The organism is Mesorhizobium captivum (assembly GCF_033977165.1).
In the GTDB taxonomy this organism is placed as follows: Bacteria; Pseudomonadota; Alphaproteobacteria; order Rhizobiales; family Rhizobiaceae; genus Mesorhizobium; species Mesorhizobium captivum.
Window position 1 is genome coordinate 97,738 of record NZ_JAVIJB010000013.1, and the last position, 21,176, is coordinate 118,913.

Below are 21,176 nucleotides of genomic sequence, written 5' to 3' on the forward strand. Positions count from 1 at the left end.
GCAAGGGAAAGCGACCCGTGGACCAGATCACCACCAATCCCATCGTCATCGGCATCGACGCCGGCGGCACCATGACCGACACGATCCTTGTCGATCAGGACGGTCACTTCAAGATCGGCAAGTCGGCGACGACGCCGAAGAACGAGGCCGAAGGTTTTCTGGCTTCCGCCGAGGACGCGGCCGACGCCTGGGGCATCTCGCTTCAGGACCTGTTCTCGGGCGTCAACGTGGTGCTCTATTCCGGCACCGGCATGCTCAACACGCTGTTGTCGCGCACCGGCCGCAAGCTCGGGCTGATCACCACCAAGGGCCTCGAGGACATGATCCTGATGGGTCGCGGCCTGCAGGCCTGGGCGGATTATTCCTATGCCGACCGCCTGCACGCGGTCACCCACCATCACCCCGATCCGCTGGTGCCGCGCCGCCGCACCCATGGCGTCACCGAGCGCATCGACCAGTTCGGCGACATCATCCTGCCGCTCTACGAGCACGAGGTGCATGCGGCCGCCAGAAAGCTGATCGCCGACAAGGTCGAGGCGATTTGCATCATGACCGTCTTCTCGCATGTCAATCCGGCGCATGAGAAGCGCATTGCCGAGATCTGCCGCGAGGAGATCGCCGCTGCCGGCGCCGACATCCTTGTCTACAGCAGTCACGAGGTGCGTCCGGTCATCCGCGAGCAGTCGCGGCTGAATTCGGTGCTGATCGAGGCCTACGCCACCTCGCGCGGCCGCAGGCAGCTCAAGGGCATCGAGGACGTCTCGAGGAAATACGGCTTCAAATATGGCGTGCAGACGCTGCTGTCCTTCGGCGGCCTGACCTCGATCAACCATCCGCGCCTGCATGAGACGATGATCTCCGGGCCGATCGGCGGCATCCTGGGCGCCGCCTATGTCGGCAAGCTCATCGGCAACGATTCGCTGATCTGCTCGGACATGGGCGGCACGTCCTTCGACATGGGCGTCATCACGCGCGGCCAGACGCGGATCGAGAACGAGCCGCTGATGGACCGCTTCAAGCTGAACGTGCCGACGCTGCATCTCGACACGATCGGCGCCGGCGCCGGCATGATCCTGAAGGTCGATCCGCTGACCAGGAAAGTCTCGCTCGGACCGGAAAGCGCCGGCTCCGATCCCGGACCGATCTGCTTCGCCAAGGGCGGCACAGAGCCGACCATCGCCGACTGCGACGCCATTCTCGGCCGCCTGAACCCGCATTACTTCCTCGGCGGCAAGGTCGTGCTGCAGGTCGACAAGGCGCGAAAAGCCTTCGAGGAGAAATGCGCCCGCGTGCTCGGCGTCGGGGTCGAGGAGGCCGCCGAAGGTATGATCGACATGCTTGAGGCTGACGCCAACAACGCTCTGCGACGCGTCATCTCCGGCCAGGGCATCCATCCATCCGAATTCACGCTGCTCTCCTATGGCGGCTCGGGACCGCTGCATCTGGCCGGCTGCTCCAGGGGCATCGGCTTCAAGGACATCATCACCTTCCAGTTCGCCGCAGCCTTCTCGGCCTTCGGGTGCACCACCGCCGATTTCATGCGCCGGCATTCGGTGTCGACGCAGATCGACATCGGCGCCCGCGCAGGCGACGACGAGCTGCAGGCCTTCGGCGCGAAGGTCACCGGCGTCTGGGACGACCTGACCAAAGCTGCGGTCGAAGAAATGGTCGCCGACGGCCATGCGCTCCCCAAGATCAAGACCGTGCCGTTCCTGATGATGCGCTACACCGGCCAGCTCGAGGACGTCGAGGTGGTGGCGCCGCTGTCTGCCATCAGTTCCGCCGACGACATGCGCAAGGTCATCGCCGAGTTCGAGGCGGTTTATGCCAAGGTCAACCACCGCGTTTCGCGCTATGGCGAGGCCGGCTTCTCGATCACCGAACTGGGGCTCATCGCCACGGCGGACAAGGTGAAGCCCATGCTGGTCAAGCGCCCGCTCGGCAAGTCCGACCCGGCATCCGCCCATAAGGGCGTGCGCGACGCCTATATCGGCGGCCGCTGGCACAAGGCCAATCTCTACGAGATGGACCTGCTGCAGCCCGGCCACGAGGTGACAGGCCCGGCCATAATCGAGCATCCCGCGACGACGCTCGTCGTCCATCCGCAGGACCGCGTCTTCGTCGACGAATGGACGCTGCTCCACTATTCCCATGCTTGAGAGGGCGAACGCCATGCTGGACAAACCCGCCTCTGCGCTGCGCATCCGCGAGCGGCTGATCGAATCCGAACGGCTGATGGAAGAGACCGGCTGCTATGACGGCACCACCGAGCTCGAGCTGCGCAACCAGGACCCGCTGAAGTTCGAGACGCTGCATACCAAGCTGCGTGCCTATTGCGTGTCGGCGCGGGAAATGGCGCGCCGCATCTCCGCCTCGCCGGGCGTGCGCGAGGTCGGCGAGATGGTCGTCGCCATCTACACGCCGGAGGGCGACGCCATCGCGCTCTCCAACGGCATCATGGTGCATGTGCACACGATGAGCCGGTTCATCAAATGGATGATCCGCAACGGCTATGAAGAGAACCCGCAGATCCGCGATGGCGACATCTTCGCCAACAACGACGCCTTCATCGGCACCGTGCAGGTGCCTGACGTCATGGACGTCATGCCGATCTTCCACTCGGGCAGGCTGGTCGGCTGGGCGGGCGCCGTCTGCCACGAGTTGGAGGCCGGCGGCATCACGCCGGGCGGCGACGTGGCGCTGGCGCAGGAGCGCTTCACCGAGGGCCTGTTCGTCTGCGCCGAGAAGGTCGGCGAGAATGACGAAATCCGGCGCGACTATGTCATCCGCTGCGAGCGCAATCTCAGAATGCCGATCTACTGGGTGCTGGATGAGAAGGCCAAGGTCGCCTCCTGCATCGACATGCGCGAGAGCGTCAAGGCGCTGATCGACGAGATCGGCCTCGACTACTGGATGCAGGTGTCGAAGGAATTCATCGAGGAAGGCCGTCGCGCCCAGCTCGCGCGCACCCGCCAGCTCACCGTGCCCGGCATCTATCGCGGCCACACTTTCTACGGCCACGTCACCGCCGGCAAGCCAGGCTACCAGCCGCTCGGCGACCCCGATTGGCTCTACAACATCCCGATCGAGATGGAGATCACCAGCGACGGCAAGATCATCATGGATTTCGAGGGCACCCAGCCCTGGGGCTACCATTCGATGAACTGCACGCCGGCCGGCATGGATGGCGGCATGTTCGTGACGCTGACCCAGCACATGAACTTCGAGGGCCTCGTCAATGACGGCGCCTGGATGGCGACCGAGCTGAAGCTGCCCGCCGGCACCTGGACCAACCCGGACAACGAAATGGTGGCGACGGCGACCTCATGGGCCTTGCTGCTGCCGGCCTACGGCGTTTTCCAGCGGCTCTTGTCGCGCTCCTTCATCGCCCGCGGCTTCGTCGAGGAAGCCTTTGTCGGCCAGGTCAACAGCCCGATGATCGAGATGGGCGGCCAGAGCCAATACGGCACGCCGTTCGGCATGGCGCATTTCGAATGCGCCGCCGCCGGCTCCGGCGCTTTGGCCATCAAGGACGGTTTGGACACCGCCTATGTCGGCTGGAACCCGGAATCAGACATGGGCAACATCGAGATCTGGGAACAGAACATGCCGATGCTCTATATCGGCCGCTCCATCGTTCCCAATTCCGGCGGCGCCGGCAAACATCGCGGCGGTTGTTCCTTCTTGTCGACCTGGCTGGTCTCGAAGACCGACCATCTGAGACTGGTCACATCCGAGCACTCCTCGCGCGTCTTCGACAATGGCGGCCTGTGCGGCGGCTATCCGGCGCCGACCTGCCAGAAGCACCGTGCGGTGCGCGACAGCAATATCTTCGAGCTGGCCGAAAACCGCGCGCCGCTGGCCCATCACACCGGCACCAATCCCTATCGCTCGGAACTCGAGGTCCGGCTGGAAGGCGAGCATGTGACGCTGGAAGGGCCCTACATCACCGCGCCGCACAAGACGGGCGACGTCTTCACCCACTCCTACAATGGCGGCGGCGGTTACGGCGACGTGCTGGAGCGCGATCCGGTCAAGACCGCCTGGGACGTCGAGAACGGTTTTCTCACGAAGGAAGCGGCCGTGGGCATCTTCGGCATCGTGCTGGATGAGGACGAGGAGGGGTTCCCGGTCGCCAATCTCGAAGCCACCGAGCGCCACCGCGCCGAGATGCGGTCCAGGCGCCTGGCGCGCGCCAAGCCCGTCTCGGAGTGGATGGCCAAGGAGCGCGAGCGGGTGAAGGCAGCCGATTTTGCGCCCGAGGTGAAGAAGATGTACGCCAGCGCGATCAAGCTCTCGCCGCGCTTCACCAAGGATTTTTCGACTTTCTGGGACGTCGATGCCAAATCGACCTTCGGCGTGGAGTAAGGGACCATGAGCTCCTACAGCAAGGAAGTCATCGCCGATCTGGTTGCCGGCACGCTGCCCTGGCCGCAGACGCGCCGCATCATGAGCGCCTACAAGGACGATGATCGTTTCTTCAAATATGTCGCGGTGCTGCAGGACCGCGTCGGCTGGAGCGATCCGATCCTGTTGCCGGTCGGCGATCACCTCTTCATCTGCCAGAGCGGCGGCGAGCGGGTGACGAAATGCGAATGCGGCCATTCCTTTGGCGACTACCGCAAGAACTGGAAGCTCAAGGCCGCGATCATCGTGCGCGACACGGAGGAATCGCTGCGCGAGATCTACCCCAACAGCGATCTGCCGGATCCGGAGTGGATGGAGATCCGCGAGTTCATCTGCCCGGAATGCGGCACGCTTCATGAGGTCGAGGCGGCCGCCCCCGGCTATCCGATCGTTCACGACTTCGAACCGGATCTCGAAGGTTTTTACCGCGATTGGCTGGGCAAGCCGCTGGAGCCGTCGAACAAGGGAGGCTGATGGCACGAATGGGCCGCGTCGCAGGCAAGGTATCGCTCGTAACCGGGGCCGGGCTCGGCCTCGGGCGGGCGTCGTCGCTTCTTCTGGCCTCAGAAGGTGCAAGGCTGGTAGTCAGCGACATCGACGAAGATCTCGCCAGCGACACGGCGGCGGAGATCGTCAAGGCGGGCGGCGAGGCACTTGCCGTTCGCCATGACGTCTCGAACCCGGACGACTGGCACTCCGTCATTTCGGCGATCGAGCAGCGCTTCGGCCGGCTCGACGTGCTGGTCAACAATGCAGGCATAGCCGTCGCCAAAAACATCGAGGACACCACGCTTGCCGAATGGCGGCGCACCATGGCGGTCAACCTCGACGGCGTCTTTCTCGGCTGCCAGGAAGGCATCGGGCTGATGAAGAAATCCGGCGGCGGCTCGATCATCAATCTTTCCTCCATCGACGGCATCATCGGCGAGGCCGAGCTTGCCGCCTATTGCGCCTCCAAGGGCGGCGTCCGCACCCTGACCAAGGCGGTCGCGGTGCACTGTGCCGAGCAGCGCTACGGCATTCGCTGCAACTCCATCCATCCCGGCTACATCTGGACGCCGCAGACCGAGAACTACCTGCGTGACCTCGGCACGCTCGAGCAGGAAAAAGCGAGGGCCTTGTCGCGCCACCCGATCGGTTTCCTCGGCGAGCCGAACGACATCGCCTGGATGGTCCTCTACCTCGCCTCGGACGAATCCAAATTCGTCACCGGCTCCGAAATGGTCGTCGACGGAGGCTATCTTGCAGTGTGAACACGGAGACCGCTTGCGATGACCAATCTTACCGGCCGTAGCGCGATCGTCACTGGTGGCTTCTCCGGCATGGGCTTTGCCATCGCGACGGCGCTCGCCAAGGCCGGCGCCAATGTTGCTGTCGGCTCCTATGTCGCCCCGCCGCAAGCGGGCCGGGCGGACGCCGCCTACTACCCTGGTGCGGACGAGATCGAGCGGGTCCGCTCGGCTCTCGTCGCGCATGGCACTAAGGTGCACGCCGCGCATCTCGACGTGCGCGACAGCACCCTCACCGATCGCTTCATGGCGGAGGCCCAGGCGGCCATCGGCCCGGCCGACATCCTCGTCAACGCCGCCGGCACGACGGCCGAGCAGCCGGTCTGCGGCCATTCCGACGAGCTCTGGGACAAGATCGTCGACACCAATCTCACCGGCGCCTTCCGCGCCATGCGCACCGTTCTGCCCGGCATGATCGAGCGCGGCTGGGGCCGCATCGTCAACATCGGCTCGACCGCGGCTTCCGTCGGCTGGAAGGACAATCCGGCCTATTGCGCGTCCAAGGCCGGCCTGCTCGGTCTGACCCGTTGTGTGGCTCTGGAAGGCGCGCCGCACGGCGTTACTTGCGTGATGATCAGCCCGACCTGGGTAGAAACCGAGCTGATGCGCCGCAACGTCGCGCAGGTCGTCGAGCGCGAAGGCAAGGGGCGCAACGCTGAGGAACTGATGGACGAATTCAGGAAGGGCAACCCCCAGGGGCGCATGATGCAGCCGGAGGAGATCGCGGCGCTCGCGGTCTTCCTCTGCTCGGATATCGCCAAGGGGATCACCATGGAAAATATCCAGATCACGGGTGGCGCGTTGTGGTAGCGTCCATTTGGGATGGCCCCGGCCTTCATGGGAGGAGGCCGGTTTAGAGAAGGAACAATCAATCCGACAGGGGAAACCGACATGAAAACAATAAATGCCTTGAAAGGGGCCGGTCTTGGCCTCGTGCTCATGCTTGCCGCAACGACGGCCGGGCAGAGTGCCGATCTCGGCGCCAAGGACGAGCCGATCAAGCTCGCCATGCTCGAATGGACGGGCGCTCATGTTTCCACGCACATCGCCGGCCAGCTTCTGCAGAAGCTCGGCTATCACGTCGAATACGTCACCGCCGGCAACTTCCCGCAATTCTCCGGCCTCGCCGACGGCTCGCTCAGCGCCTCGGTCGAGATCTGGCTGAACAATGTCGGCGACATCTATCCGAAGGTGCTCGCTGCCAAGCAGATCGAGGACATCGGCAAGCTCGATCTGAAGACCCAGGAAGGCTGGATCTACCCCAAATTCATGGAGAAGGTCTGCCCGGGCCTGCCGGACTGGTCGGCGCTCAACAAGCCGGAATGCGTCCAGGCGCTATCGACGCCGGAAACCGCGCCCAACGGCCGCTTCCTCGACTATCCGGCCGACTGGGGCTCGCGCGCGGCGACCATCCTTGGCGACAACAACATGCCCTACACCGCCGTTCCGGCCGGCTCGGAGGGCGCGCTGGTCGCCGAGCTCGAAGCGTCGGAAGCGGCCAAGACTCCGCTGGTGATGATGTTCTGGGGCCCGCACTACGCGTTGGCCGAAAACGACGTCGGCTGGATCAAGATGCCGCCGTGCAAGGAGCAGACCAACGAGCACTGCATCACCCCACCCGATGTCGACAAGATCGTCTGGTCGGGCTTCGGCGCCAAATGGCCGGCAGCCTATGCCTTCCTCAAGGCGTTCAAGATGGACGCGACCGAACAGCAGAAGATGATGCTGGCCGTGGACAAGCAGGGCAAGGACCTCGACGCCGTCGTCAAGGAATGGATCGACAAGAACGAGTCGGTCTGGAAGCCCTGGGTCGACGCCGCCAAGGGATAATCTGCCGATGTGCCTGACAAGGGCTGAAGGCAATCGAAACCCGGCTCCTGCAATGCGCGGAGCCGGGCGGACAATCGGCACGGGTGGTTATCAATGAACACTGCCGGGCGTCCGATAAAGCTTGCCTGCCGCAATGTCTGGAAAGTCTACGGGCGGCGTCCCGGCTATTACTTCGACTCGCGCGGCTATGTCATCGATCCCGATGCGCTTGCGGAGCGCCTGCGCGCCGAAGCGCATCTGCCGGCCGTCGTCGATGCCAGCTTCGAGGTGGCGGCCGGCGAGATCTTCGTCATCATGGGCCTCTCCGGCTCCGGCAAGTCGACTTTGGTGCGCTGCCTGTCGCGCCTGGTCGAGCCGAGCGCCGGCGAAGTCCTGCTCGACGGCAGGAACCTGCTGCAGGCGAGCGGCAAGGAGCTGATCGAGCTGCGCCGCCACGCCATGGGCATGGTGTTCCAGAATTTCGGCCTGCTGCCGCATTTGAGCGTGCTGGGCAACGTCGCCTTCCCGCTGAAGATCCAGGGCAAGCCGGCGAAAGAGCGCGAAGCCCGCGCCCGCGAGATGATCGCGCTGGTCGGGCTTGAAGGCCGTGAGGCCTCGTTTCCGCATCAGCTTTCCGGCGGCCAGCAGCAGCGCGTCGGCATCGCCCGCTCTTTAGCCGTCGGGCCGGAACTCTGGTTCCTCGACGAGCCGTTCTCGGCGCTCGACCCGCTGATCCGCAGGCAGATGCAGGACGAGTTCCTGCGCCTGCAGCGCATGTTGAAGAAGACCATCATCTTCATTACCCATGATATCGCCGAGGCCTTCCGCCTGGCCGACCGGCTGGCCATCATGCGGGCCGGCAAGATCGTCCAGATCGGCCGCCCGGCCGATATCGTGCTCAATCCCGCCGACGACTATGTCGCGCAGTTCACCGAGGACATGCCGCTGCTGCGCGTCATCACCGCGGGCGACATCGCTAAGCCGGCCAACGGAGCGGCGCTGCCCGAAAAGACCATCGCCGCCGACACCAGCCTGGAGGCGCTGATCCCGCAGCTGGCTTGCGGCGTGGCCGCCTTCACGGTGCCAGGTGCCGGCGACAGCCCGCCCGCGGTGCTCGACGCCGGCGCGGTGCTTGCCGTGCTGGAGCGCGAACAGGCGAGGCGCACGCACTCATGACGGCGCCGGCCGCGACATTACGGTCCTCGTCGAGGTTCGCAGTCGATCCGGCCCTCCTTCCCTGGTGCGGCATGGTGCTGCTGACGGCCCTTTGCCTGCTGTTGAAGACGGAATTCCCTTGGCTGGTCGCTTTCCCCAAGGAATGGACGCTGCCGCTGGCGACTCAAGTCAACGCGGTGACCGACGCCGTCGTCGCCGTCGTCCAGCCAGCGTTCCGGGCGCTGTCGGCTCTTCTCGACGCGCCGATGCGGGGCGCGCGTCTGGCGCTCGCCTGGCTGCCCTGGCCGGCGGTGATGCTAGGCGTGGCGGCGCTTGCGTTGAAGTCGAGCGGCGGCCGGCTGGCGATCTTCGCGCTGGTCGCGCTCGCCTATATCCTTCTCGCCGGCTACTGGCCGCAGAGCATGAACACGCTTGCCCTCGTGCTGCTGGCGGTGCCGATCTCGACGGTGCTCGGGTTCCTGCTCGGCATCCTTGGCCATGCCCGTCCGCGGCTCCGCCCGGTCCTGCTCGGCGCGCTCGATCTGATGCAGACGGTGGCGGCCTTCGCCTATCTTATCCCGCTCTTGCTTCTGTTCGGCTTCGGGCCGGTGGTCGGGCTGATCGCCAGCGCCATCTACGCAACGCCGCCTATGGTGCGCAACACCATGCTCGGCCTCGATCGCGTGCCAGACGCCATCAGCGAGGCCGGGCTGATGAGCGGCTGCACGCGCCGCCAGCAGTTCTGGCAGGTCGAGGTGCCGACGGCGCTGCCCCAGCTTCTCGTCGGCTTCAACCAGACGACGATGGCCGCACTTTCGATGGTGATCGTCGCCGCCATCATCGGCGGCTTCGAGGACATCGGCTGGGAGGTGCTGTCCTCGATGCGCAAGGCCGAGTTCGGCCAGAGCATTCTCTCCGGCCTGGTCATCGCGCTGCTCGCCATCCTCATCGATCGCCTCACTATCGGCTTCGCCAGGGAGCCCGAGGCCGGTCCGACACGCGCCATGCAGTGGATGACGCCGCGCCGGCTGGCGCTGTCGCTGGCGCTCGCGCTTGCTTTCGCTATCGCCGTCCGCCTTGGAGCACCGAGCGCGACGCTTCTGCCGGAAACCGGGTTGCGCATGGAAATGGGCGCCGTCAACCAGTGGCTGCTGGGGCTCGTGCGCGACTATGCCTGGTTCTTCAATGGCATGCGCAACACGGTGCTCTATTGCCTGCTTCTGCCGATGCGCGTCGGCATTTCGGGCTCGGCGACGCCGGCAATGTGGGGCTTTGCACTGCCGCCGTCGGCACTGGCCGTCTATGTCGCCCTGGTGCTGGCCTTGGCCGTGCTGGCGATGCGCCGTTTCGGCTGGCGGGCGGCGGTTGCCGTGCTGGCGGCCGGCCTCGTTCTCTACACCGGTTTCCTCGGCCTGCCCTGGCCGGTCTTCATCCTCGCCGTTGCGCTGCTCGCCGGGCAGGTGGCGGGTTTGCGCCTTGGTCTCTTCGCGCTCGCCGGCTTTGCGCTGATCCTTGTCAACGGGTTGTGGCCGCAACTCGTGCAGTCGCTCTATCTCTGCACGCTGGCGGTTCTGCTTTGCCTGTTGGTCGGGGGCGCGCTGGGGACATGGGCGGCGCACAGCGACCGAGTCTCGCGCACCTTGAAGCCGATCTGCGACGCGCTGCAGACCATGCCGCAATTCGTCTTCCTCATCCCGGCGCTGATGTTCTTCAAGGTCGGCGAGTTCACGGCGCTGATCGCCATCATGCTCTACGCCATCGTGCCGCCGATCCGCTATGTCGAGCACGGGCTGAGGCATGTGCGCGCCGATGTCGTCGAGGCGGTGGAGCAGATGGGCGCGACGCCTCTGCAGACATTGCTGCAGGCCAAGCTGCCGCTGGCGCTGCCGGTTGTCATGCTCGGCCTCAACCAGACCATCATGGCGGCCTTGTCGATGCTGGCGATTGCAGCCCTTGTGGGCACCCGCGATCTCGGGCAGGCGGTTTATGTCGCGCTCGGCAAGGCCGATGCCGGCATGGGCCTGATCGCAGGCCTGTCGATCGCCTTCCTGGCCATGCTGGCCGACCGTCTCATTCAGGCAGCGGTAAGGCAGCAGACGCCACTCCCTTAGAGCAATTCCAGGAAAAGTGTGTAACGGTTTTCCGTCCGGAATTGCGTAAAAACAAATGGTTAGAGCAGTTCAGCGTTTCCGTGAAACGCTGAACTGCTCTAGGAGCGTTTTGTCTGCGTGGTATGCCGCGTCAGGCGGGTGACTTTCGGACAACCCGATAGGCCGACGAAAATATCTCGCTTGCAGGCGGATGGCCGAAGGTGCGCTGCGGATATTTCTGCATCAGCCCCTCGAACTGGCGCTGCGCGCGCACCGCGTCGGCGGCATGGTCGATCCCCGGGATTTGCCGCTGATGCATCACCGTGCGGCCGTCGATCACCACCGTGCATGCGTCGCGCCCCGACGCGGAAATCATCAGCGTCTGGATCGGATCGATGACCTGGCCGAGATCCGGGCCAGCGAGGTCCCAGACCACCAGATCGGCCCGGCAGCCGGGTGCCAGCCGCCCGAGATCGGGCCGCCCCAGCGCATCCGCTCCACCCAGCGTGGCTGCGTCGAAATAATCCTCAGCGCGGCAGACATCGGCTCGACCTTCGGCGATACGACAGACCATCAGGCCGATCTGCATGTTGAGCAGCATGTCCGGCGGCGAGGTGTCGGTGCCAAGGCCGATGCGGATGCCGCGTGCACGATAGGACGCGAAGCTCTCCAACCCGTTGCCGAAGCGGGCGGCGACAAGCGGGCAATGCACGATGACGGCGCCTCTCTCAGCGATGATCTCAAGATCCCGCCCCGGCCCTGGCGCGAAGCGCGAAGGGCTGACATGCGTGCCGTGCGGCAACAGGGTCCTGTCGGTCAGGAAGTCGAGGCTTTCCAGCCATTCGACCGAGCTCATGCCGTGAAGGCGACTGACGGTCTGACGTTCGAACTCGCCTTGCGAGCAATGCAGCCGCACCGGGACGCCGAGCTCGCGACCGGCTGCGCTGGTGCGGCGCAGCAACTGCGCCGTGCACGTTTCGATCCGGTCCGGCGCAAGCATGGTCCGGACCAGCCCGCCATGCCGCCCCTCCATCCGGCCGCAGAAAGCAATCGCGTCGTCCAGCCCCTGCAGGCCGCGCTGTTCGTCGAAGAACAGCCCGATACTGCCGTCCGGCAAGACATAGGGATTGCCGGTCCGGTAGGCGGGACCGAGATAGATGCGCAGCCCGAGTTCCGCCGCCGCGTCCGCGGCCCCTTCAAATTCCTCGACCGTCTCGCCCCACTCCCGATAGTAAAGCGAGGCGATCGGAAGCGCCGTGGTGACGCCGTTTCGGATGAGCTGGCCAAAGGCGTGTCGCTTCTGAAAGACCAGCTCCTCGGGCTGGTACATCTCGTAAGGGCCCGCGTCCATGTAGGACTTCGGCCACACGCGCCCTTTGCGCCATGCCGGATGGTTGTCGAAGGACAGGATCGTGGTGTCGAGATCGGACAAGGCATCGAGGTCGATGAAGCCCGGCGCAATCAATGCCTGTCCGCAATCGATGCGCTCATCGACCTCGCCGGGAAATCCGTGGCCGACATAGAGGATTTCCCTATCCTGGTAGACGACCTCGCCCTGCGGCATGAGGATGTGCCTGCCGGCTTCATGACCGACCACCCAGGCGGCGGTCATCAGTGTGCGTTTGTTCGCGCTATACATCTTCTCTTCTCAATTCCATGGCCCGCTTGCGCTCTTCCCATTGCTCGATGCTCATCGTTGGCAGGTCGAACGTCTCGCTGGTCAGCGAATAGCCATGGCCGCCCATGCGGCCGACGGCATCGAGACCAACGGGGTCCACATGCAGGCGCGGGTTCACGATGTCGGAACGGATGTGCGCCGCGAGCACCTCGCCGAGGATGATCTCGCGCGAATTGCCGATGCCGAGGTTGAGATAGCTGCGGCACTCGAAGGCCGCGGGCGACTGCGCGATATAGGGCGCCTCGATCATGGAGCCGGGCAGGGCGGTGAGGCCTGCTTCCGCGAGTTCATCGACATCCGAGGCGAACGGCACGGCGCATATGTTCATCGCCTCGAGGATCGCCCTCGACACGATGTTGATCGTGAACACGCCGGTCGCGCGAATGTTCCTGGCCGTGTCCTTGAAGGAAAGGTCGTTGTGGTTCTCGACACCGAGCGCCAGAACCGCCGGCTCGGCCGAAAGACAGTTGAAGAAGCTGATCGGGGCGGCGTTTGCGCGGCCTTCCTGGTCGACTGTCGTCACGAGCGCGATCGGCCGCGGCACCACGGTGCCGATGAGCAGTTTGTATTTCTCGCGCTCGCTCAGCCGCATGAAGTCGAAGCTTGTCTTGTCGGTCATGACAGTGCTCGCAGGATCGAGAGGGAGGACGACGGCTCGGTCGGCAAGCAGGCGCGCGTCAAAGCAGCGGCTGAGCCGCCGCGTCCCGCTCCTGCCGACTGTTTGGCAATTCTCAGCTGGCGGTAAGGCGTCCCCGATAGTCCGCCAGAAGTTCCTTGAGGTCGCGTTCGCGCGCCGGCTTCAGGTCGAGCAGTCCTCGCGTGGCGACGGCCATCAAATGCTCGTCCATGAGTTGGACCGCTGTCGCCTCGTCGCCGCGCAGCAACGCATCGATGATCGCTTGATGCTCGTTGACCGAGCATTCGGAGGAATGCGGACGGCCGTAGAGCGCCAGGATCAGCGAGCAGCGGGAGGCCACCTCCTGCACGTAGCGTATCAGGAGTTCGTTGGCCGTCATGCTGGCCAGCAGCGTATGGAAGTCGCCCGACAGCCTGATCGATTCGGGACCATCGCGGCCGTGAGCCTGTTCCTCGGCGGCGATATGCGCCCTCAGCTCCCCGGCCTGCTCCGGAGTAAGCTGTCCGGCAAGGCTTTCGATAACCGTGCGTTCGAGACCGCGCCGCACCTGAAAGACACCGCGCGCTTCCGCCAGACTTGGCGAAGCCACCTCCGCCCGCTTGTTGGGCCGCTGCGAAACCAGCCCCTCGACCGTAAGCCGCGCCAGCACGCTTCGCACCACCGTCCGGCTCACGCCGAAGCTCTCTCCGACCGAATCTTCGGGAAGCTTCGTTCCGGGCGCCAGCGCCTGCTCGATGATGGCGCGCCGCAGTGCCTGATAGACGCCATCCGCCAGGTTCCCGGCGCGGCTTTTCCGTTCTGTCGATGAATTCGGATCGGTCATGGCGTGCTGATTTATCGGTTTGGCTTGTGCGGGTGTCAACCATGGCGCTTCCGGCGTTGGCCCGTTCTGTGACGGTCCGATGTTTTCACTTGCATCGCAAAAGAGTATACACTATTGGAATGAAAGTGAATACAGGATGCACGGAAAAATAATCCCGACGAAAGAATGTGCAGCCGTGAGTGGTGCCCGCAAATCAGGGGTCCGTATTCGCCAACAATGGAGAGGTTAAAAGATGAATCAGTTTCTCAGATTTTCGGTCGCCGCCGCCGCGCTTGCCGCGGCCACCTTTTCGGCATCGGCCGAAAACGTCATGCGGTGGGGTTCGCAGCGCGACATTCTTTCGCTCGATCCGTATTCCTACGGATCCTCCTTCACGATCTCCGTGCTCAATCACGTCTATGAGGGTTTGGTACGCTACGACGACAAATTGCAGATCGCGCCGGCCCTGGCGGAGTCCTGGGAAGTGGTCTCGCCGACGCTTTGGCGCTTCCATCTGCGCAAGGGCGTGACCTTCCACAACGGCGATCCCTTCAGCGCCGACGACGTGATCGCATCGTTGACCCGCGTCAGCGATCCCGCCTCGCCTCTGCGCGGCAATCTGCCGGCCTACAAGGGCGCCAAGAAGATCGACGACCACACCGTCGAGATCACGACGACGCCGAACTATCCGCTGCTTCTCAACGATCTCACCAACATCGTGATGCTCGACAAGAAGTGGCTGGTTGAAAACCATGCCGAGGCGCCGACCGATGCCGGCAAGGGCGTGGAAGGCTATGCGACGACGCATGCCAATGGCACGGGCCCGTTCAAGGTCGTTTCGCGCCGTCCGGACGCCGAAACGGTGTTCGAGGTGAACAAGGCCTGGTGGGACAAGCCCAGGCACAACATCGACAAGATCGTCTTCACGCCGATCACGTCGTCCGCGACCAGGGTCGCCGCGCTTTTGTCGGGCGAGATCGATTTCACCAACGAGGCGCCCCTGCAGGACATTCCGCGCCTGAGGGCGACCCCGGATGTCAAGATCCTCGCCAGCAACGAGCTGCGCACCGCCTTCTTCCTGTTCAACCGCAAGGACAAGCTCGTCGCGTCCGACGTGACCGACAAGAATCCGTTGAACGACCTCAAGGTTCGTCAGGCCATGTACGAGGCGCTCGACCTCGACGCGCTTCAGAAGAAGGTGATGCGCGGCCTCTCCAGGGCCACGGGTTCCATGGTCGCTCCGGCGATACCTGGCTACACGGAAGCGATGGACCAGCGTCCGAGCCATGATCCTGAAAGTGCCAAGAAACTGCTTGCCGAAGCCGGCTATCCGGACGGCTTTTCATTCTCCCTGGTTTGCGACAACGACAGCTACGTGAACGAGGAGGAGATCTGCCAGGCCGCCACCGCCATGTGGGCGCGCGTCGGCCTCAAGGCCGATCTCGATGTCGGGCCGACCAGCCTCCAGACCGCGAAGTTCGAGAGCGGCAAGTTCGACGTCGGCATCCTTGGCTGGGCCAACGAGCCGATGATCGACAGCTATTCCATTCTCGTTCAGGTCGCGCACTCCAAGACCGGCACCTCGGGCGTCTTCAACTGGGGTTCGTGGAGCTATCCGGAAGTCGACGGCCTGATCGATGCGGCGGGCCAGGAGCTCGATCGCGCCAAGCGGTTGGCTCTGCAGAGCGACGCGTTGCTGAAGATCAAGAGCGACGTCGCTTTCATGCCGCTGCATCAACAGCCGATGGTCTGGGCGACCGGCCCGAAGGTGGAAAGCATGGTGCAGCTTTCCGACAACAAGCCGCGCCTGTGGATGGCCAGGATGAAGTGAGGGATCCGCGGCCGGGAACGATCCCGGCCGGGATGCGGCAGCAAGGTTCCGGGGCGTTCCCCGGAACCTTCGGGCTTAATCCGGGAGACATGTGAACATGCTCGCAATCGTCATCAGGCGTCTGGGCAACGCAGCCCTTGTCATGCTGGTGGTGGCGTTCGTCGCCTTCGTCATCTTCCAGTTTCTCGGCGATCCGGTCCAGCTCATGCTGAACGAGCAGGCGAGCGCGGCGGAGCGGGAGGCGCTCAGGGTGCGGCTCGGCCTGGACCAGCCGGTGATCATGCAGTTCTTTTCATTCCTCCTGCGTGCCCTGCAGGGCGACTTCGGCGTCTCCTACCGCAATCAGCAGGACGTCATAATGCTCATCGCGGAGCGTTTCCCGGCGACCTTCGAACTCGTCATGGTCGCGACGGTTCTGGCTCTGGGCATCGGGATACCGCTTGGCGTCCTGGCCGCGATCAATCCGCGAAGCCTCGCCGCCAGGGCAACGCGGCTGATCTCCATGGTCGGGGTTTCCGTCCCGGCCTTCGTCGTCGGCATCGTGCTTATCCTCATTTTTTCAGTCGAGTTGAACTGGCTTCCCGCATTCGGGCGCGGTGATGTCGTCCACATCGGCCGGTGGTCCACGGGCTTGCTGACGCCTTCCGGAAGGATCGCGCTGATCATGCCGGCGATCTCGCTGGCGCTGTTCCAGATCTCTTTCATCACCCGCCTCGTCACCGCCGAGATGCTGGAAGTGCTCCGTACCGACTACATCAAGTTCGCCCGGGCACGCGGCCTTTCCGATCGCGCCGTCAACTTCCATCACGCGCTGAAGAACTGTCTCATGCCCGTCGTGACCATGACCGGCATGATGATCGGCGACCTCATCGCCTTCGCTCTGGTCACCGAGACCGTTTTCCAGTGGCCGGGCATGGGCCTGCTCTTCGTGCAGGCCGTGACCTTCATCGATATCCCGGTCATGGCGGCCTACCTCATGATCGTGTCGTTCATCTTCGTCACGCTGAACACGATCGTCGATCTGATTTACGTGCTGGTCGATCCGCGCCTGCTGCACGGCATGGCTGGAGGTGCGCGTGCTCACTGAGAAACTGGCGGCCGACAAGGCGAACACCCCGCGATTGTCCAGATTGAGGACATTCCTGGACAGCGATCTCGTCTACGATTTCCTGCATTCGCCGGTTGCCCTGATCTCGGCGCTGGTGCTGGTCGCGATCGCCATCTCCGCGGCGCTCGCACCGTTGCTCTCGCCGCAAAACCCCTACGATTTGACGCAGCTCTACCTCGACAAGGCCGAGCTGCCGCCGATCTGGACGGCCGGCGGGGAAGCGCCCTACCTGCTCGGCACCGACGTGCAGGGCCGCGACATCTTCTCGGCAATCCTCTACGGGTCGCGCATCTCGCTGATGATCGGCTTTGCCGGCGTCATCATGGCCGCCACGATCGGCATTACGGTCGGCCTGATCGCCGGCTATATCGGCCGCTGGGTCGACAATTTTCTCATGCGCGTCGGCGACCTCGTGCTGTCGATCCCGACCCTTTTGGTGGCGATCCTGGTCAGCGCGATCTTCCGCCATCTGCTGCCGATGTCGCTTCGCGACGCGTTCACGCCGGTCATCCTGATCATATCGATCTCCATCACGTCATGGGTGCAATATGCGCGCTTGGTGCGGGCCTCGGCGATGGTCGAGGCGAGGAAGGAATATGTGCTTGCCGCGCGCGTGCTCCGGGTCTCTTCGGCGCGCATCATGCTGTCGCATATCCTGCCGAACGTCATGACGCCGGTCCTGGTGACCGCGACCCTCAACCTCGGCCTCGCCATCCTGGCAGAGGCCACGCTGTCCTTCCTCGGCGTCGGCATGCCCGCCACCCAGCCTTCGCTCGGCACGCTGATCCGCATCGGCAACCAGTACTTCTTCTCGGGAAGCTGGTGGGTCGTGCTGTTTCCCGCGCTGCAGCTCAGCTTGATCATCCTCGCAGTCAATCTGCTGGGTGACTGGCTGCGCGACGCGCTCAATCCCAAACTTCACTGATCAGGAACCGATCATGGACCAGACCGTCATCCTTAAGAACGTTCGCCCCTGGGGAGAATCCGCCACCGATGTCCTCATCCGCGAAGGCCGCATCGCAGCAGTAGGCCCCGCTGCCGCTACGATGGAAGCTCAATCCGTCGACGGTCGCGGCGCGATCCTGCTTCCCGGGCTTGTCGAAGCCCATACGCATCTCGACAAGACCCTTTACGGAATGCCCTGGAACCGCAACAGCGTGCCCTCCAACCTGGTCGCCAAGATCACCAACGAGCGCAATTCCAAGAAACGCATCGGCCTCGATCCGGCACGGCAATCGGCAAGACAGGTGGCGCTTTCGGTGGGTCATGGCACCACCCACATCCGCAGCCATGTCGACGTCGATACCGAGCATGGCCTTGCCGGCGTCCACGGCGTCATGGCGACACGCGAGAAATACGCCGACGTGGTGGACATCGAGATCGTCGCCTTTCCGCAGTCGGGAATGCTGATCCGTGAAGGCACCAAGGAGCTGATGGACGAAGCGCTGAGCCTTGGCGCCGACGTCGTCGGCGGCCTCGACCCGTCCTCGATGGATCTCGATCCGAAGGGCCACCTCGACGTGGTCTTCGCGCTGGCGGAGAAGCATGGCAAGCCGATCGACATCCACGTGCACGAACCTGGCGAGCTCGGCATCTTCACCACGCGGCTCATCATCGAGCGGACGCGGGCTCATGCGATGGGCGGCAAGGTGACCATCAGCCACGCCTTCTGCCTTGGCCACAACGACTATCTGGCGATAGGCAGGCTGCTGGAGCAGCTTGCCGAGACCGGCATCGCCATCATGACTACCGGCCCGGCCGACTACGCCTGCCCGCCCCTGATCCGCACGCTCGACGCCGGGGTGAGGGTCTGCTCCGGTTCGGACGGCATCAGAGACTGCTGGGGACCGTATGGCAACGCCGACATGCTCGAGCGTGCCGTGTTCCTCGGCATGCGCAACGACCTCGATCGCGACGACGACATTCTTCGAGCGGTCGAGGTGGTCACCACCGGCGGCGCGACGGTGCTCGGCCTGGAAGGCTATGGCGTCAAAGTAGGCGACGTGGCCGACCTCGTGCTGATCGACGGAGAAACGCTCACGGAGGCCGTGGTGTCGCGGCGCCCGCGGCCGCTGGTGATGAAACGCGGCAGGGTCGTGGCCCGCGACGGCGCTCCGCTGTTCACGACGGAGTAGCGGACCCATGGCGCCCAAGCCCGCACCGGATCACGTCACGCAGGCCGAACCTGTCCTGGATATCCGCGACCTCGTCGTCGAGTTCCCGACACGCCGCGGCGTTCTGACCGCCATCCGGGGCATTTCCCTGACGATAGCGCGCGGCGAGATACTCGGCATCGTCGGTGAATCCGGCGCCGGAAAGTCCCTGACCGGCGCTGCGGTCATCGGCCTGCTCGAGCCGCCCGGCCGTGTCGCCGGCGGCCAGATCCTTGTCGGACAGAAGCGTATCGACACGCTGTCCAGGAGAGCGATGGCGGCGCTGCGCGGAAAGGTGATCGGTGCGATCTTCCAGGATCCTCTTACCTCGCTCAATCCGCTGCTCACGATCGGTGATCAGCTCGTCGAGACGATCCGCCGTCATCTTCCGCTCTCGTCGGCTCAGGCGGCCAGGCGCGCCGTCGACCTTCTGGCCGAGGTCGGCATTCCTTCTCCGGAACTGCGCGTCCAGCAATATCCGCATCAGTTCTCGGGCGGAATGCGGCAGCGCGTGGTGATCGCGCTGGCCCTTGCCGGCGAGCCCGATCTGGTCATAGCGGACGAGCCGACCACCGCGCTCGACGTGTCCATCCAGGCCCAGATCACCGCGCTTGTGAAGCGCATATGCCGGGATCGCGGAACGGCGGTCATGCTCGTCACGCATGACATGGGCGTGATCGCCGAGACGGCCGATCGCGTGGCGGTGATGTATGCCGGTCGCATCGTCGAGGTTGGTCCGGTCGAGGACATCATCCGGCGGCCGAAACACCCCTACACGCAAGGGCTGATCGGATCGATACCGAGCATTGCCGGGCACCGGGACAGACTCTCGCAGATCGACGGCGCCATGCCGCGCCTGAATGCCATGCCTGAAGGTTGCGCCTTCAGTCCGCGCTGCGCCTTGGCCGACGCGCGCTGCCGCAGCGCTCAGCCGACGCTGGCCGCCATCGGACGCGGCCTGGCGGCATGCTGGAAGGCGCCCAGCGCCAAGACCGTGGAGGCCGCATGACAGATCTAGCCGTGGATCAAGCCGCGCTCGACGTCGACAACGTCGCCTGCTGGTTCGACATCCCGCCGCCCTGGTTCGAGCGCGCAGTCCTGCGCAAACCCGTGGTCAGGCTCAAAGCCGTCGACGGCCTCTCCTTTTCGATCAGGCGCGGTTCCACACTGTCGATCGTCGGGGAGTCCGGCTGCGGAAAATCGACCCTGGCCCGGCTGGTGGTCGGGCTCTACCGGCCGACACATGGTTCGCTGTCCTTCGCCGCGGGCAACGGGAGCGACGGCAAGGTCCGCACCCAGATGATCTTCCAGGATCCCTTCGCCAGCCTCAACCCTCGCTGGCGTGTGGGTGCGATCATCGCCGAACCGATCCGCCAGATGAGGTTGCGGGAACCCGGCATCGAGACCGACCGCCGCGTGCGCGAGCTGCTGGAAACGGTCGGCCTGTCAGGACGCGATGCGAGCCGGTTTCCGCATGCGTTTTCCGGTGGCCAGCGCCAGCGTATCTCGATCGCCCGCGCATTGGCGGCCGAGCCGGAATTTCTCGTCTGCGACGAGCCGACTTCTGCGCTCGACGTTTCCGTGCAGGCACAGATACTCAACCTGCTCAAGGATCTGCAGCGCGATCTCGGCCTTACCTACCTGTTCATCAGCCACAATCTGGCCGCGGTGCGCCACGTCTCGGATCGTGTCGCGGTGATGTACCTGGGACGCATCGTGGAAGAGGGTGCGGTCGACGAAGTGTTCGACAGGCCGAAACATCCCTATACGCGCTTCCTCCTCGACACGGTGCCCAATCTCGACCAGCCGAAGCGCGACCGCGTCTCGGCGGCGATCGACCTGCCGAGCCCGATCAACCCGCCGCCCGGCTGCAGCTACAATCCCCGCTGTCCGCTCGTCACCAGCCTGTGCCGGACGCAGGCGCCCGAGGTTCGCCCGATCGGCGGCGCCCTGGTGCGCTGCCACAACACGTCGGCCTAGCGCAATTCCAGGCAAAGTGCGCAGCGGTTTTCCGTCTGGAATTGACCGTCCCTGTCTTTGAGCGATGGCCGGACTCCCGCCCCATTCCGGCCTTTTCGCCATGCGACAAGCCTCCGATGGCCGTCCCTTCTGCCCGTGACAACATTTCCGGTTGAGCCACCGGCGATAGGGCGATAGGTTATGCTGCAGTGCACAATGGGACTGCTGGGCCGAACAATGGCTTGCGCCGGCTACCAA

The 21,176-nt window shown here is 64.4% G+C and carries 17 protein-coding genes; 14 read left to right on the forward strand and 3 right to left on the reverse strand.

Annotation, left to right across the window (positions count from 1 at the left end):
* The first annotated feature begins 17 nt into the window (after positions 1 to 17).
* The 8 genes from RFM40_RS13765 (at position 18) to RFM40_RS13800 (ending at position 10,771) form a co-directional block, all read left to right on the forward strand.
* Positions 18 to 2,159, forward strand: coding sequence for a hydantoinase/oxoprolinase family protein (locus RFM40_RS13765; protein WP_320277676.1), 2,142 nt, complete (start codon positions 18 to 20; stop codon positions 2,157 to 2,159).
* A 13-nt stretch (positions 2,160 to 2,172) separates the two neighbouring features.
* Complete coding sequence (locus RFM40_RS13770) at positions 2,173 to 4,368, forward strand: hydantoinase B/oxoprolinase family protein (protein WP_320277677.1); 2,196 nt, start codon at positions 2,173 to 2,175, stop codon at positions 4,366 to 4,368.
* 6 nt (positions 4,369 to 4,374) lie between these two features.
* Positions 4,375 to 4,881 (forward strand): acetone carboxylase subunit gamma, encoded by a 507-nt coding sequence (locus RFM40_RS13775; protein WP_320271700.1) that lies wholly within the window; start codon positions 4,375 to 4,377, stop codon positions 4,879 to 4,881.
* Positions 4,882 to 4,889: 8 nt separating this feature from the next.
* Positions 4,890 to 5,660, forward strand: a complete 771-nt coding sequence (locus RFM40_RS13780) for a glucose 1-dehydrogenase (protein WP_320277678.1) — start codon at positions 4,890 to 4,892, stop codon at positions 5,658 to 5,660.
* Positions 5,661 to 5,678: 18 nt separating this feature from the next.
* Complete coding sequence (locus RFM40_RS13785) at positions 5,679 to 6,506, forward strand: SDR family NAD(P)-dependent oxidoreductase (RefSeq protein ID WP_320277679.1); 828 nt, start codon at positions 5,679 to 5,681, stop codon at positions 6,504 to 6,506.
* 81 nt (positions 6,507 to 6,587) lie between these two features.
* Positions 6,588 to 7,526, forward strand: coding sequence for an ABC transporter substrate-binding protein (locus RFM40_RS13790; protein ID WP_320277680.1), 939 nt, complete (start codon positions 6,588 to 6,590; stop codon positions 7,524 to 7,526).
* A gap of 93 nt (positions 7,527 to 7,619) precedes the next feature.
* A complete protein-coding gene (locus RFM40_RS13795; RefSeq protein WP_320277681.1) occupies positions 7,620 to 8,681 on the forward strand; it encodes a quaternary amine ABC transporter ATP-binding protein in 1,062 nt (353 codons plus the stop codon).
* Positions 8,678 to 10,771 carry an ABC transporter permease gene (locus RFM40_RS13800; protein ID WP_320277682.1) on the forward strand — a complete coding sequence of 698 codons (2,094 nt, stop codon included), beginning with the start codon at positions 8,678 to 8,680 and terminating at the stop codon, positions 10,769 to 10,771. The genes RFM40_RS13795 and RFM40_RS13800 overlap by 4 nt, the downstream gene beginning before the upstream one ends.
* Positions 10,772 to 10,901: 130 nt before the next feature.
* Here RFM40_RS13800 and RFM40_RS13805 read toward each other — a convergent pair whose 3' ends face one another.
* From RFM40_RS13805 to RFM40_RS13815, 3 genes are all read right to left on the reverse strand, one after another.
* The gene (locus RFM40_RS13805; RefSeq protein ID WP_320226140.1) at positions 10,902 to 12,389 is read right to left on the reverse strand and encodes an amidohydrolase family protein; all 1,488 of its coding nucleotides are present in this window, start codon (positions 12,387 to 12,389) and stop codon (positions 10,902 to 10,904) included.
* Positions 12,382 to 13,047: a flavin reductase family protein gene (locus RFM40_RS13810; protein ID WP_320271693.1), complete on the reverse strand. Its 666-nt coding sequence runs from the start codon at positions 13,045 to 13,047 to the stop codon at positions 12,382 to 12,384. Before RFM40_RS13810 ends, RFM40_RS13805 begins: the two co-directional genes overlap by 8 nt.
* Before the next feature lie 112 nt (positions 13,048 to 13,159).
* Positions 13,160 to 13,888 (reverse strand): GntR family transcriptional regulator, encoded by a 729-nt coding sequence (locus RFM40_RS13815; protein WP_320218448.1) that lies wholly within the window; start codon positions 13,886 to 13,888, stop codon positions 13,160 to 13,162.
* Between the two features lie 232 nt (positions 13,889 to 14,120).
* Between RFM40_RS13815 and RFM40_RS13820 the strand changes: the two genes are divergently transcribed.
* The 6 genes from RFM40_RS13820 to RFM40_RS13845 all read left to right on the forward strand — a co-directional run bounded on the left by RFM40_RS13820 (position 14,121) and on the right by RFM40_RS13845 (position 20,939).
* Positions 14,121 to 15,698, forward strand: coding sequence for an ABC transporter substrate-binding protein (locus RFM40_RS13820; RefSeq protein WP_320271692.1), 1,578 nt, complete (start codon positions 14,121 to 14,123; stop codon positions 15,696 to 15,698).
* 97 nt (positions 15,699 to 15,795) lie between these two features.
* Positions 15,796 to 16,785 carry an ABC transporter permease gene (locus RFM40_RS13825; RefSeq protein WP_320226143.1) on the forward strand — a complete coding sequence of 330 codons (990 nt, stop codon included), beginning with the start codon at positions 15,796 to 15,798 and terminating at the stop codon, positions 16,783 to 16,785.
* Positions 16,786 to 16,789: 4 nt separating this feature from the next.
* Positions 16,790 to 17,731 (forward strand): ABC transporter permease, encoded by a 942-nt coding sequence (locus RFM40_RS13830; protein WP_320277699.1) that lies wholly within the window; start codon positions 16,790 to 16,792, stop codon positions 17,729 to 17,731.
* Positions 17,732 to 17,744: 13 nt separating this feature from the next.
* On the forward strand, positions 17,745 to 18,941 hold the full coding sequence (locus tag RFM40_RS13835; protein ID WP_320277683.1) for an amidohydrolase family protein: 1,197 nt from the start codon (positions 17,745 to 17,747) through the stop codon (positions 18,939 to 18,941).
* Positions 18,942 to 18,948: 7 nt separating this feature from the next.
* Positions 18,949 to 19,968 carry an ABC transporter ATP-binding protein gene (locus RFM40_RS13840; protein ID WP_320271690.1) on the forward strand — a complete coding sequence of 340 codons (1,020 nt, stop codon included), beginning with the start codon at positions 18,949 to 18,951 and terminating at the stop codon, positions 19,966 to 19,968.
* The gene (locus tag RFM40_RS13845) at positions 19,965 to 20,939 is read left to right on the forward strand and encodes an ABC transporter ATP-binding protein (protein ID WP_320226146.1); all 975 of its coding nucleotides are present in this window, start codon (positions 19,965 to 19,967) and stop codon (positions 20,937 to 20,939) included. The genes RFM40_RS13840 and RFM40_RS13845 overlap by 4 nt, the downstream gene beginning before the upstream one ends.
* Positions 20,940 to 21,176 lie beyond the last annotated feature (237 nt).

Excerpts from the sequence above, each read along its gene's own strand:
- RFM40_RS13795 (WP_320277681.1), top strand. The coding sequence starts at position 7,620 with ATGAACACTGCCGGGCGTCCGATAAAGCTTGCCTGCCGCAATGTCTGG.
- RFM40_RS13805 (WP_320226140.1), bottom strand. The coding sequence starts at position 12,389 with ATGTATAGCGCGAACAAACGCACACTGATGACCGCCGCCTGGGTGGTC.
- RFM40_RS13815 (WP_320218448.1), bottom strand. The coding sequence starts at position 13,888 with ATGACCGATCCGAATTCATCGACAGAACGGAAAAGCCGCGCCGGGAAC.
- RFM40_RS13775 (WP_320271700.1), top strand. The coding sequence starts at position 4,375 with ATGAGCTCCTACAGCAAGGAAGTCATCGCCGATCTGGTTGCCGGCACG.
- RFM40_RS13810 (WP_320271693.1), bottom strand. The coding sequence starts at position 13,047 with ATGACCGACAAGACAAGCTTCGACTTCATGCGGCTGAGCGAGCGCGAG.
- RFM40_RS13835 (WP_320277683.1), top strand. The coding sequence starts at position 17,745 with ATGGACCAGACCGTCATCCTTAAGAACGTTCGCCCCTGGGGAGAATCC.
- RFM40_RS13785 (WP_320277679.1), top strand. The coding sequence starts at position 5,679 with ATGACCAATCTTACCGGCCGTAGCGCGATCGTCACTGGTGGCTTCTCC.
- RFM40_RS13825 (WP_320226143.1), top strand. The coding sequence starts at position 15,796 with ATGCTCGCAATCGTCATCAGGCGTCTGGGCAACGCAGCCCTTGTCATG.
- RFM40_RS13780 (WP_320277678.1), top strand. The coding sequence starts at position 4,890 with ATGGGCCGCGTCGCAGGCAAGGTATCGCTCGTAACCGGGGCCGGGCTC.
- RFM40_RS13820 (WP_320271692.1), top strand. The coding sequence starts at position 14,121 with ATGAATCAGTTTCTCAGATTTTCGGTCGCCGCCGCCGCGCTTGCCGCG.
- RFM40_RS13840 (WP_320271690.1), top strand. The coding sequence starts at position 18,949 with ATGGCGCCCAAGCCCGCACCGGATCACGTCACGCAGGCCGAACCTGTC.
- RFM40_RS13770 (WP_320277677.1), top strand. The coding sequence starts at position 2,173 with ATGCTGGACAAACCCGCCTCTGCGCTGCGCATCCGCGAGCGGCTGATC.
- RFM40_RS13790 (WP_320277680.1), top strand. The coding sequence starts at position 6,588 with ATGAAAACAATAAATGCCTTGAAAGGGGCCGGTCTTGGCCTCGTGCTC.
- RFM40_RS13845 (WP_320226146.1), top strand. The coding sequence starts at position 19,965 with ATGACAGATCTAGCCGTGGATCAAGCCGCGCTCGACGTCGACAACGTC.
- RFM40_RS13800 (WP_320277682.1), top strand. The coding sequence starts at position 8,678 with ATGACGGCGCCGGCCGCGACATTACGGTCCTCGTCGAGGTTCGCAGTC.